General features: G+C 61.2%; 11 protein-coding genes and 1 pseudogene. 8 read left to right on the forward strand and 4 right to left on the reverse strand.

Going from position 1 to position 11,930, the window contains the following annotated elements; translation table 11 throughout:
- The first annotated feature begins 200 nt into the window (after positions 1-200).
- A complete protein-coding gene (locus SYN60AY4M2_RS10820; RefSeq protein WP_099812890.1) occupies positions 201-2,369 on the forward strand; it encodes a serine/threonine-protein kinase in 2,169 nt (722 codons plus the stop codon).
- Here SYN60AY4M2_RS10820 and SYN60AY4M2_RS14520 read toward each other — a convergent pair.
- Entirely contained in the window at positions 2,366-3,076 is a 711-nt protein-coding gene (locus tag SYN60AY4M2_RS14520) for a hypothetical protein (protein WP_099812891.1), read from the reverse strand. The two genes, SYN60AY4M2_RS10820 and SYN60AY4M2_RS14520, sit on opposite strands and share 4 nt — an antisense overlap.
- 400 nt (positions 3,077-3,476) lie before the next feature.
- On the opposite strand from SYN60AY4M2_RS14520, the gene SYN60AY4M2_RS10830 reads away from it, so the two are divergent.
- Both SYN60AY4M2_RS10830 and SYN60AY4M2_RS10835 read left to right on the forward strand, forming a co-directional pair.
- Positions 3,477-4,076 carry a hypothetical protein gene (locus SYN60AY4M2_RS10830; protein WP_240527829.1) on the forward strand — a complete coding sequence of 200 codons (600 nt, stop codon included), beginning with the start codon at positions 3,477-3,479 and terminating at the stop codon, positions 4,074-4,076.
- Positions 4,077-4,171: 95 nt separating this feature from the next.
- Positions 4,172-4,921: a YebC/PmpR family DNA-binding transcriptional regulator gene (locus SYN60AY4M2_RS10835; protein ID WP_099812893.1), complete on the forward strand. Its 750-nt coding sequence runs from the start codon at positions 4,172-4,174 to the stop codon at positions 4,919-4,921.
- Between the two features lie 5 nt (positions 4,922-4,926).
- Here SYN60AY4M2_RS10835 and SYN60AY4M2_RS10840 read toward each other — a convergent pair whose 3' ends face one another.
- Positions 4,927-5,238 carry a YbjQ family protein gene (locus tag SYN60AY4M2_RS10840; RefSeq protein WP_099813337.1) on the reverse strand — a complete coding sequence of 104 codons (312 nt, stop codon included), beginning with the start codon at positions 5,236-5,238 and terminating at the stop codon, positions 4,927-4,929.
- 120 nt (positions 5,239-5,358) lie between these two features.
- Here SYN60AY4M2_RS10840 and rbsK point away from each other — a divergent pair, with 120 nt between their 5' ends.
- Complete coding sequence (rbsK, locus tag SYN60AY4M2_RS10845; protein WP_099812894.1) at positions 5,359-6,276, forward strand: ribokinase; 918 nt, start codon at positions 5,359-5,361, stop codon at positions 6,274-6,276.
- Between the two features lie 15 nt (positions 6,277-6,291).
- Here the strand turns inward: rbsK and SYN60AY4M2_RS10850 are convergent, their stop codons facing one another.
- Complete coding sequence (locus SYN60AY4M2_RS10850) at positions 6,292-7,899, reverse strand: radical SAM protein (RefSeq protein ID WP_099812895.1); 1,608 nt, start codon at positions 7,897-7,899, stop codon at positions 6,292-6,294.
- Positions 7,900-8,021: 122 nt separating this feature from the next.
- Here SYN60AY4M2_RS10850 and SYN60AY4M2_RS10855 point away from each other — a divergent pair, with 122 nt between their 5' ends.
- Positions 8,022-8,870, forward strand: coding sequence for a methyltransferase domain-containing protein (locus tag SYN60AY4M2_RS10855; protein WP_011431064.1), 849 nt, complete (start codon positions 8,022-8,024; stop codon positions 8,868-8,870).
- 80 nt (positions 8,871-8,950) lie between these two features.
- Here the strand turns inward: SYN60AY4M2_RS10855 and SYN60AY4M2_RS10860 are convergent, their stop codons facing one another.
- The gene (locus SYN60AY4M2_RS10860) at positions 8,951-9,571 is read right to left on the reverse strand and encodes a uracil-DNA glycosylase (protein ID WP_099813338.1); all 621 of its coding nucleotides are present in this window, start codon (positions 9,569-9,571) and stop codon (positions 8,951-8,953) included.
- A 290-nt stretch (positions 9,572-9,861) separates the two neighbouring features.
- On the opposite strand from SYN60AY4M2_RS10860, the gene SYN60AY4M2_RS10865 reads away from it, so the two are divergent.
- From SYN60AY4M2_RS10865 to SYN60AY4M2_RS10875, 3 genes and pseudogenes are all read left to right on the forward strand, one after another.
- Positions 9,862-11,322 carry a TldD/PmbA family protein gene (locus SYN60AY4M2_RS10865; RefSeq protein WP_011431062.1) on the forward strand — a complete coding sequence of 487 codons (1,461 nt, stop codon included), beginning with the start codon at positions 9,862-9,864 and terminating at the stop codon, positions 11,320-11,322.
- 15 nt (positions 11,323-11,337) lie between these two features.
- Positions 11,338-11,796, forward strand: a complete 459-nt coding sequence (locus SYN60AY4M2_RS10870; RefSeq protein WP_011431061.1) for a hypothetical protein — start codon at positions 11,338-11,340, stop codon at positions 11,794-11,796.
- A gap of 54 nt (positions 11,797-11,850) precedes the next feature.
- Positions 11,851-11,930: pseudogene (locus tag SYN60AY4M2_RS10875) on the forward strand (IS607 family transposase); the annotation flags it as partial.

Consider the following 11,930-nt stretch of genomic DNA (forward strand, 5'->3'; position numbering starts at 1 on the left):
GGAGAGGGGCTGGGGGTGAGGGGGGCTGGGAGAGGGGCTGGAGGTGGTCGCGCCGGCGGCGCGGAGCGCTTGGGCCTCCAGAGAGTCAAAGATTGGGATCCCTGAAGTTGGACTGAGCAATGGGCGGGTATGAATTCCAGCAATTGGTTTATCGTATGGACATCTTGGCCTGAGCTGCCTTTTCTTGCGCCTGCAAACCTATGTCTTTTGATCTCACCAATCGCATTTTGGGCGGTCGCTACCGGCTAATTCAAGAAATCGGTGGTGGCGGCATGGGATCCGTCTTTCGGGCTTTGGACTTACACAACAACGGCCAAGAGGTGGCGGTCAAGATCCTGTATGCCCCTACCCTGCTGAGCCGAGGGAACGCCCAGCTCGATGATTTGCGCCGCCGCTTTGCCGAAGAGATCCGCATCAGCATCCTTCTGGGACAGCATCCCCGCATCGTCAAAGTTTTGGATCACGGCCAAGAGGGCGAGCAAGCCTACCTGGTGATGGAGTACCTCAAGGGGCAGGATCTGGGCAAGCTGATGCGGGAAAAAGGGGCTCTGCCGCTTCGGCAAGTCATTCGGTTGGCCCTGCAGGCTTGTGAAGGGCTGCACTTTGCCCACACGTTCCGCGCCAAGGTAGATGGCCGCGAGATTCGGGGCGTGATTCACCGCGACATCAAGCCCAGCAACCTGTTTCTCGAGCAAGTCTTGCAAGAGGGCCAACTCACGTCTCAACTGAAAATCCTCGACTTCGGCGTGGCCAAAACGCTGGCGGATCACACCCTTAGTCTAGGCACCCAAAAAGGGGGCGGATTTATCGGCACAGCCCGTTACGCCTCTCCTGAACAGGTACGCGGCAAATCTCTGGATGCCCGCTCAGACATCTACTCCCTAGGGGTGGTGCTCTACGAGATGCTGACGGGATCCATGCCCTTTCGCTTGGAAACCGACTCATTGCACAGTTGGATCCACGCCCATTGCTATGAAAACCCCCTTGAGATCAACCCGGAGACAGCCCCCCAGCCGATCCCACCCGCCATCGTAGCGGTGGTGATGGATTGCCTGAAGAAAAACCCGGACGAACGCCCGCAGACGATGCAGGAGCTGGGGGAGCGGCTGCTGCAGGCCTATGAGCTGACGGTGGCCACTCAACTCCCCAGCAGCCAGGCCAGTACCGTGATTCTTCCCACCGGCGGTGCCAAGGCTCAAAACGAGGCTCCACCCTCTTCCGATCCCAGACCGCCGATCAAAACCACCGGCAATACAGGATCGGCTTCTGGAGCCTTTGAAGACATCCGCGATGAAGATCTGGATCTTGTCGAAGATGAGCCCATCCCGCCTGCAGGTGCAGGGATCCCCTATTACATCGCCGAGCGGGAACCTCTCCCCTCAGATCCCTCGGCAGAAGCTGCGCCGGATCCCTCCCCCAAAGTTGAAGGCGAAACTGCCGAAACGCCCTCTACAGTCATCCAGGCCAGCAACACGCTTCCGGCTGCTCCCCCTCAGGATCCCCCCGTCCCACCACGAACGGATACTCCCCCTACCCGTCCCCTGCCGCAAGCCGCCCCCCCAACGGTTCTCCAGCCTTCCGGCAGCAGCCTAAAGTGGGTCTTGGCCGGGGGAGGCGCTGTGGCTTTGTTGGCCGCCTTTTGGCTCTGGCCGCGCCCAACAATCCGCGATACTCAGGAAGAGCCGGAGCCGATTTCTACCGCTGAAGTCACCCCAACACCTACCCCCGAGCCCGCCCCGACTCCGACACCGCCACCCACCCCGACTCCAACACCGCCACCCACTCCAACTCCGACACCGCCACCCACTCCAACTCCGACACCGCCACCCACCCCGACTCCGACACCGCCACCCACTCTAACTCCGACACCGCCACCCACTCCAACTCCGGCACCAACACCCACTCCCACCCCGGTGCCAACACCAACGCTTACCCCTATCCCTCGCTTTACCCCGCTCGTCCCCCGTACTCCTACCCCTACCCCCACCCCGATCCCGACGCCCACCTCGACGCCAGCCCCAGCAACACCAACGCCTGCGCCAGAGTTTGCCTTGAGCGGTCAGTGGCTCTATGAGGGAGGATCCTTTGTCTGGCAGGGATCCCTGTGTAAGGTTAATGTTGCAACCGGCATTGAGGAAACCGTCTCCATTCGGCAAGACGGCAACCAGATCACCATTTCCTCACCCAGCTTTTCCGAGCGCGGCGGCCAGCTTATCGGCAACCAACTTTCTGTTAGCGGTAGGATAGGGGGTAGCGGTACCCCAACCATCACGTGGAGCGGCACCGTCAGCGCCGACGGGCGCTCCATTCGCGGCACGGCCACCTGCGGCAGCGCCAGCTTTGCCATTAAGCTCACACGCCAGAGTTAAATACCCACGCCGCCACCTCGGTCACCGCCGCCTCCCGATTCCCTATCCTCCGGTTTCTGCTGGATGGCAGGGGGAGGGGGAGGGGTGGCAAACGTTTCGCTCACCACCTGGAGGGTATATGGCCCTCGTCCAGGGCTGCCCGGCCCAGCGGTTGGGGAAGCATTTTGCGCCCAGTAACTTTGCACCTGGATCAAGTAACAGCGGTCTTGCCGCACCGGGATCGTGAGCTGGGAGGTGGTAAAGTTGCCAGGGGCGGCATCATCGTTAACAAAAAGGATATTCCGATCCAAGTTTCTGCCGGTATCAAAGGCACCGATGACCAACAGCGGATCGAAAGCCGGGCTGGTCAGCCGGATGGTAACTCCGGTAACGTTGGCTGCAGAAGGAAAGTAGAGAAATCCATCTGAGTAAAAGGTGAAGGTGCCGGGCGGCGGTGGAACTTCCCGGGCATTTTGAATCTCGCCGGCGCTATCGTAGTAGAACTCCAAAAGGCTATTCGGCCCCAAGGTTCCGCTGCGGCTATCTCCTGGGCGGCGCAGGCCAATCGCTGCGAAAAACTCTGGGCTAAAGGCTTGCTCGCAAACATTGACCGGAGGCGGCACCGTCCCCCCACCTCCCCCACAGCCTGCCAAGAGTACAGTCGAGGCCAGTAAACCCCAGAAAAATCCCACCTGGGATCCAAAAACCTTCGATGCCGGCAATGGCATAGACACTCCTCTGCCACAGGATCATTAGCTTCTCCAGAATACAGCCACCTCGGCAAGCTGCAGCGAACAGAGCTCAGCCAACGATGCTCTCCTCTTGATTTGGGGTGCTGTCTTTCTGTTGAGCTGCTTCTGGATCCCTAGAGCAGCGATGTCCAGCAAGAGCGACTCCGTTTTCTCTCCGGCTTAGTGCCTCTTCGCCAGATGTTGGGTAGAGTTGGCGGTAGCCATCGCTGCCGTATTGGTTATGAACAGTCCGCTGAGTAGCCCGAATCGGGATCGCGATCCCTTCTTTTCCCAACGCCCTAAGCGGGGCAGCCTGGGCTGGAGCCTCCCCCTTGGAGGGTGGGGACTTGCCTTGTTGTTTGGATCCCTGCTGTTGAGGGCGTGGAGCAGCCAGCCCTTGACCTGGGCACAGGAAGCAGAACAACAGCCAGAGCCAGAAGTCTTCCTGCCGGTGAGGGACATCGATCCGGCGGCGCAGATTCGGGTGCGAAACGAGCTGGTTAAACTCTGCGGAGATTATCGCTGCGAAGGCTATCGCTTTCAGGTGCGAGTTTTGGTCAGGCCTGAGGATACGCTGGAAACTCTGCTGGAGCGGCTGGATGCGGAGATGCTGCGGGAGGTGGATCGGGTGTTTCAAACTCGGCCTGACTTGAACCGTGTCATTGTCGATGGCTATGTCTTTGTGGGCACTCCCTCTTTCGCCAGTCGGGAAGTGCTGCTGCAAACCCTGTTTGTGCCCCGTCACCGCTGGGCGGTGGGCCGCTTTGGGTCGGAGCAGGACGGAATCTTCTATGCCGAGCTGCTGGAACAGGTAACGCCCTTTTTAACTCAGCCGCCAACCCCGACCCCTCCGCCTGAGGCTGTGCTTGAAGAGCCTGTACCTCCTTTGCCTCCCACGCCAGCTCCTATAGAGACACCAACGCCTACACCTCAAGCAACGCCGGAAGCTCCACCGCCACCGGGGGGCGTGATCGAGCGGCAACCCATTCAGCCCTGACCTACTCCCCTGGGGTTGAGACCTGAGCAGGTGGTGATCTAGGCTTCAGAGTTAGGGGATCCCTCCCCGTGGATTGCTTGACTGGTGTGCACAGCATGGCAGGACACAGCAAATGGGCCAACATTAAGCGGCAAAAAGCCCGCGTAGATGCTAGAAAAGGCAGCCTGTTTACCAAACTTTCCCGAGCCATCATTGTGGCAGCGCGCAGCGGCCTGCCAGACCCGGAAGCCAATTTTCGGCTGCGCTCAGCGGTGGAGAAAGCCAAAGCGGCAGGCATGCCCGCCGAGAACATTGAACGGGCCATCGCTAAGGGATCCGGCAACTGGACCGACGACAGCCCCCTGGAGGAAATTCGCTACGAAGGCTACGGCCCTGGGGGGGTAGCTGTCTTAATCGAGGCCATGACCGATAACCGCAACCGCACGGCTGCCGAGGTGCGGGAGGCCTTCAGCAAAGTTGGCGGCAGCTTGGGGGAAAGCGGCTGCGTCAGCTGGCTGTTCCGGCAAAAAGGGGTGATTAGCCTAGAGGGGGTGACAGATCCCGAAGCTCTGCTGCTAGCGGTAGCCGAAGCAGGAGGGGAGGATCTCAAGGTAGAGGGAACCGACGCAGAAGTCTACTGCGATTACACCCTGCTGGAGCAGGTGGCCACCTACCTCAAAAAAGAAGGCTACCAGGTGCAAGAGGCGGCCATCCGCTGGATCCCCTCTACGGAGGTGCATGTGGAGGATCCCGAGACGGCCAAGCTGGTGCTGACCCTGATGGAGCGGCTGGACAACTTGGATGATGTGCAAAATGTCTACGCCAATTTCGAGATCGACGAGGCGGTGATGGAGAGCCTGGCCTAAAGGTTCTAGCGCAGCTTGACGGCGGTGCCGGCGGCGGTGACGAGGATCATGGTCGTGCTCATGTTGGTATGAATGCTAACGCCTAGGATGCCATTTGCTCCCAAACGTTTGGCTCGCTGCTCCAACTCTTCCAAAACCTTTTTCTGGGCATTCTCGAAAACTTCTTCATAGGTTCTTGTGCGTCCCCCGATGATGTTGCGGAGGGCAGCAAGGAAGTCCCGTAGAACATTGGTGCCATAAACTACTTCGGCGGTAACAATGCCCAAGTAACGCTCAACCTCTCTACCTTGGAGCACGTCTGTAGTGGTCAGCAGCATGGCTTGTTTCCGCGTCACCCCCTCACAAGATAGCCAATCCTCTCCAAGGTGGAAAGCTCTCCAACCCAGTGGTGGGAGCTAGAATGAGCTACCTCTAGGGCACCGTTTTTCAGCTAGCCAATGACAGCCCTAGTTCGCGTAGTGGGGAGCTTGAATCTGGACTTGGTGGTGCAGGTACCACGCCATCCTGGGCCTGGGGAAACGGTGCTGGGATCCGACTACGCCACCTACCCCGGCGGCAAGGGGGCCAACCAAGCGGTGGCAGCGGCACGGGCGGGAGCCCAGGTGGAGATGTGGGGGGCAGTGGGATCTGACAGCTTTGGCCGCCTGCTGAAAGAGAACCTGGAGCAGAACGGCGTCGATACCCACCACCTGCGAGAGCTGGAAGGGCCCAGCGGCATTGCCCTAATTACTGTGGATCGAGCAGGGCAAAACCGGATCGTGGTCAGCCCTGGGGCTAATGGTCGCTACACACCCGCCCATCTGCCCCCCTGGACAGCGGCAGCTCTGGTATTGTTGCAACTGGAAATCCCCCTGGCCACGGTGCAGGCGGTGGCAGAGCAAGCCTTTGCCCAAGGGATCCCCGTCCTGCTCAATCCAGCCCCTGTGGTGCCCCTGCCGGGATCCCTGTTGCGCCAGGTGCGCTACTTGGTGCTCAACGAAAGCGAAGCCGCTGCCCTTGCCCAATCCCCGGTGGAGACACCCGCGCAAGCCGAAAAAGTGGCCCAAGCCTTGCAACGGCAGGGGATCCCGACAGTGATCGTCACGTTGGGGGGAGCAGGCTTGGTCTGGGCCGATGGCGGAGAAAGCGGCTACCTGCCGGCCCACCCTGTGGCGGTAGTGGATACCACCGCTGCCGGCGACAGCTTCTGCGGCGCTTTGGCCGCCTGCCTAGCTACTGGCAAACCCCTGAGGGAAGCTCTACGGTTTGCCAATGCCGCTGCGGCCTTGTGTGTAACCCGCCCTGGCGCTCAGCCCAGTTTGCCCCACCGCGCCGAGATCGAGGCGTTTCTGGCCGCTGCAGGCCCTCATCCTTAAGCACAGCTTCCTGCGCTACACGGAAAAGGCCTCTTGGCGGTGCTGCCGCAGCCGCTCCAGGCTGAGAGGGCCCTCAAGGTGTTGCCAGGGAAGGGGATCCGCCGGATCCCAGTTGCTGTGGACGTAGTAGTCCAAGGGCGGAAGCTTTCCTTTGAGCTCTTTGAAGGCGCGCCGGTAGCTGCCCAGGGAATCGCCCCACTGCCGTGCTAGCTGCAAAACCTGGGCCACCCGCCGATCCCCTCTTGAGATCAAGGCCTGGATGACCGACCAACTGTAGCTTTCCGGGCGGAACTCCACGCCCAGGGGGCGCAGGTGTTTTTGATACCACTGCAGCTTTTTCTCCGCCTGGGGATCCACCCCCTGCCACTGGAAGGGGGTGTGGGCCTTGGGCACAAAGGTGCTGCAGCCCAGGGTGAAGCGCAGGCGGGGAGCCACCTTCTTGAGCTCCTTGAAAAGAGCAACCGTGGCCTCCAGGTCGGCCTGGGTTTCCGCCGGGATCCCCACCATGCCGTAGAACTTGATCCCCTTCAGGCCGCCGGCCTGGGCGTGGGCAGCCGCCGCCAGGATCTCTTCGTTGGCCAGCTTTTTGTTGATGACCCGGCGCAGCCGCTCCGAGCCGCTTTCGATGGCCACGGTAATGGACTGGCTGCCGCGGCGGGAAAGCACTTGCGCCAAGCGAGGCGTAACCGTGCCCGTGCGCACCGAGGCCAGGCTAAGGCGCACCTGCTCAAAGCGATCCTGCGCCAGGTACTCCAGCAATTCCTCAAACTGGGGGTGCTGGGTTACCGAGGCCCCCAAAAGGCCAATCCGCTGGGTAACCTGCAGCCCCCGCTCCACCGCCGGGATCAGATGTCCCTCCACATCCGCTGCCCGAAAAGGCAATGTTAGATAGCTGGCCAGGCAAAAGCGGCACATCTCCGGACAACTGCGCACCACCTCCACCATGTAAATGCTCTCCCAGGCCGCCTTGGGGGTAACCACGGTGGACACCGAGAGGGTGTTGCCGCGGAAGGTGTGCTTGCGGATGGAGCTGGGGATCCCGTCCAGCTTGGGGATCACCTTCTCCACTGGGCCGTCGGGCCCGCGGTAGCGCACCTCGTAGAGGCTGGGCACGTAGATCCCCGGCACCTGGGCCAGCGCCTGCAGCTTTTCGGCGCGGGATCCCCGCCGTACCTGCCGATAGGTCTGGATCATCTGCTCCACCAGCCCCTCCCCGTCCCCCAGCAGGATCAAGTCAAAGAACGCAGCAAAGGGCTCAGGGTTGGCCGTCAACACCGGGCCGCCGCCGAAAACCAGGGGGTGCGCTTCTTCCCGCGCCTCGGCCTGGAGGGGGATCCTCTGTCGTTCCAGCAGATCCAGGATGTGGACGTAGTCCAGCTCCCAGGAGAGGGAAAAGCCCAGCAGCTCAGGATCCCGCGGCAGCGGCTCGGCCAGGTCGGTAAACAGGCGGGCGACCGACACATCACGGCGGCTGGCCAGCAGGCTCCAGATGACCTGGTAGCCGAGGCTGGTGATCCCCACCGAGTAGGTGTTGGGGAAAGCGTAGATCAGCCGCACCGCGTCGGGCTCGGGCGTGGCCGGGGTGAAGAGAAGCTGCTCGAGGGCAAAGTCTGAGGTGGCCAAGATCCCAGCGGCAACAAGAGCCTACTTTCCCAGCTTAATCGGGGTTTTGCCAGCCCGCCCCCAGGGCCAGGAAGGACGGCAAGATCGTCCAGAATAAGAGGGATCCCGACCTGCACCTGCCGATGACCTCTCCGCTCAACCAACGCATCCGCCGCTTCTACGATGCTTCCTCTGGCCTTTGGGAGCAGGTGTGGGGAGAGCACATGCACCACGGCTACTACGAGCCGGGCCAGACCGGCAAGGATCGCCGCCAAGCCCAGATCGATCTCATCGACCGAGTCATTCAATGGGGCCAGATCGGGGATCCCAAGCCCCCCCGGCACATCCTCGATCTCGGCTGTGGCATTGGGGGGAGCAGCCTGGAGCTGGCGCGGCGCTTTGGCGCCGAGGTAACAGGCATTACCCTCAGCCCTGTCCAGGCCCAGCGGGCCGAGGAGCGCGCTCAAGCAGCCGGCCTGAGCAACAGGGTGCGCTTTTGGGTGGCCGATGCCCTGGACATGCCCTTTGCCGACAACACCTTCGATCTGGTCTGGGCTCTGGAAAGCGGCGAGCACATGCCGGATAAGCGGCGGTTTCTGGCCGAGTGCTGGCGGGTCTTGCAGCCGGGCGGGCAGATGATGGTGGTTACCTGGTGCCACCGCGAGGGATCCCTGAGCCGCCAGGATGAGCGCCTTTTGCAGCAGATCTACGACGTGTACTGCCTGCCCTATGTCATCAGCTTGTCGGAGTATGAAGCGCTGGCCCACCAGGTGGGGTTCGAGCGGTTGCGCACCGCCGACTGGTCGGAGCGGGTGGCCCCCTTTTGGGACGAGGTGATCGCCTCGGCTCGCGATTGGCGGTGGATCCCGGCTTTGCTGCGCAGCGGCTGGGTCACCGTCCGTGGGGCGCTGGGGCTGGGCCTGATGCGGCGGGCCTATGCCAGCGGCTTGCTGCGCTTCGGCCTGCTGAGCGGCTTCAAGCCTGCAAGTTAGGGATCCCATACCCCCCTCTCCCTTGGGAGAGGGGCTGGGGGTGAGGGTAGCGGCGCTGGCCAAATACCAGGGAAAGTAGCTCAGAAGTCCGGCTGGGGCGGCGTTGCGCCGGCAAGTTCTAGGTACTTTTGCTTCACCGCCTGAATATCCTGCCACATCAGCCACTTGGGGCTGCCGGGGGTGCGGTCGGGGTTGCGCAGCAAATAGGCCGGGTGGAAAATCGGCATACACCAGCGCCCCTGCCACTGGATCCACTCGCCGCGGATCTTGGTGATGCCGCGCTTATCCCCCAAAAGAGAGCGCACCGAAGTGGCCCCCGTCAACAGAATGATCCAGGGATCCACCAGGCGAATCTGCTCCAGCAGATAGGGCCGACAGGCGTCCATCTCCTCCTGGGTGGGCACGCGGTTGTGGGGAGGGCGGCATTTGACCACGTTACAGATGTAGGTATCCTGCTCCGGATCTAGGCCCACCGAGGCCAGGATCTTGTCGAGCAACTGGCCCGACTTGCCCACAAAGGGCAGCCCCTGCAGATCCTCGTTTTCCCCCGGCCCTTCTCCGACGATCACGATCTTGGCCTTGGGGTTGCCGCGGTGCACCACCACGTGGGTACGGTTGGCCGCCAATTCACAGCGCTGGCAGACCCGGCAGTGCTGCTCCAGTTGTTCTAGTTCTCGATAGGTACCGGGGGGAATGGGCACCTGGGCCGAGAGCGGGATCTGATCCCATTGGGGAAGCGTCTCCGCAGCGGGGGCAGGTGGCTCTAGGGGATCGTCAAATAGGCTGGGCTGAAGCTCCGAGGATCTTTTCTTGGCAGCCATTGCAAGGTGAGGGATCCTTGTGCAGCGATCTTCGGCTGCTCCTCTGCCCTTGTCAAGCTTGGAGTCTCTTTCCCCAAAAGGGCAGCCTTTACGTCTTGTTAAACTGAGGGAACAAAAGGTGGCGGCATCTCAGCCTGCCCTTTCCCTCTTTTGAGTGCTCTCGGCCTCCTATGCTGCTTTTGTCCAAAGAACTGCCCAACCTCGACTATCGTCCCACCCTGCAGCGCTTCGACGAAGACTGGCGGGATCCCCTTGCAACTCTCTTAGGCTGGGGGCGGGCTGCTGGCGCCGACCTGGTGGAGATCTTCCTGGAGCGGGTTAACTCCATCAGCTGCCTGGCCGAAGACGACGCCATCACCAGCATCACCCCTCGGCTTGCCACTGGCGCCGGCGTGCGGGTGTTCCGCGGCCTGGCCGACTGCTACGTCAGCACCAACGATCTCTCCTTTGCCGGCCTCAAAGCCGCCCTGGAAAAAGGCCTGCTCTTGATGGGCCTTACCCCCCCAGGCCCTGCCGCCTTGGTCTCCCCTGTCAACTTGGGGATCTTGCAGGACTACGCCGAGCGCCGCCGCAAAGACGGCTGGCTCAAAGAATGCAGCTCCCTTGCCGAGATGGGGGAGATCTTGGGGCGGGCCAACGCAGAGCTCAAGCGGCAAGCTCACCACATCCAGTCCCGCCGCACCAACTACTTCCGCGACTGGCAGGAGATCCTGGTAGCCTGCAGCGACGGCACCTTTGTGCGCGACATCCGCCTTACCCAGTCGGTCAGCTCTACCCTGCTCTGTGCCGACGGGGATCATCGCGCTTCCGTTAGCCAGCGCGCGGGGGGCACCGGGGATCCCGACTTTTTGCGCCGCTGGGATCTTGTGGCCCACAGCCAGGAGCTGGCAGAGGCTGCCGGCCAGATGCTCTATGCCGACTACGTGGAATCGGGCACCTACCCCATTGTGATGTCCAACGCCTTTGGCGGCGTCATCTTCCACGAGGCCTGTGGGCATCTCTTGGAAACCACCCAAATTGAGCGCAAAACCACCCCCTTTGCCGACAAAAAAGGCCAGAAGATTGCCCACAAAAACCTCACCGCCTGGGACGAGGGGCTTTCCGAGGGGGCCTTTGGCAGCTTGGATGTGGACGACGAGGGCATGCCCGTCCAGCGCACTTTGCTCATTGAAAAGGGCATTTTGAAGAACTTCCTGGCCGACCGGGCCGGCTCGATGCGCACCGGCCATCCCCGCACCGGCAGCGGTCGCCGGCAAAACTACACCTTTGCCGCCGCCAGCCGCATGCGCAACACCTACATCGCCCCCGGCGACGCCGAACTGGACGACCTGTTTGCCTCTATCGACAAAGGCATCTACTGCAAGCGCATGGGGGGCGGCAGCGTCGGCCCCACCGGCCAATTTAACTTTGCCGTGGAAGAAGCCTATCTCATCCAAAACGGCAAGATCACCAAGCCCCTCAAGGGAGCCACTTTAATCGGGGAAGCCAAGGATATCCTGACCAAGATCTCCATGTGCTCCAAGGATCTCCGCCTGGCCCCTGGCTTCTGTGGTTCTGTCAGCGGCAGCATCTACGTCACCGTCGGCCAGCCCCACATCAAGGTGGACGCCATCACCGTGGGCGGGCGCTAGGCCCAGGGATCCCCCATGGCTTACGACAACGTCTGCAAGTACCTGGCAGAGCGCTTCCCGGAGCAGTTTGCCCGTTGGCTAGTGGGAGAAGTGGCTGAGCCGGTGCAAATGTTGCCCACAGAACTTTCGGAGGAACCTGTTCGAGCAGATTCTGTTATTTTGCTGGGGCTGCAGCAGGGCATTTTGCACCTGGAATTTCAAACAGATCCAGATCCTGAAATCCCCTTTCGCATGGCCGACTATCGGCTGCGCCTTTACCGGAAATATCCACAGCTACCTGTGCATCAGGTGGTGATTTATCTGCGCAAAACGACCTCGGAGCGAGTTTTCCAAACTTCCTTTCGCCTAGAACGGCTGAGCCACGAGTTTGAGGTCATTCGCCTGTGGGAATGCAACTTGCCAACCAACGTCGATTGGCCAGCCCTGCTGCCTTTTCGGGTCTTAAGCCAGGTGGAGCATGACTCTAGTCAATGATATGCTGGACTATACTGAAAATAATGTACAATATGTTCAGTATGGCTGCTTGGTATGGCTAGGTATGTAAAACCGAGAGAAGCGGCGGATTATTTTGGGGTGTGTCTCCACACCTTGAGGCGATGGGAACAGAA

Source organism: Synechococcus sp. 60AY4M2 (assembly GCF_002760375.1).
Taxonomy (GTDB): Bacteria; Cyanobacteriota; Cyanobacteriia; order Thermostichales; family Thermostichaceae; genus Thermostichus.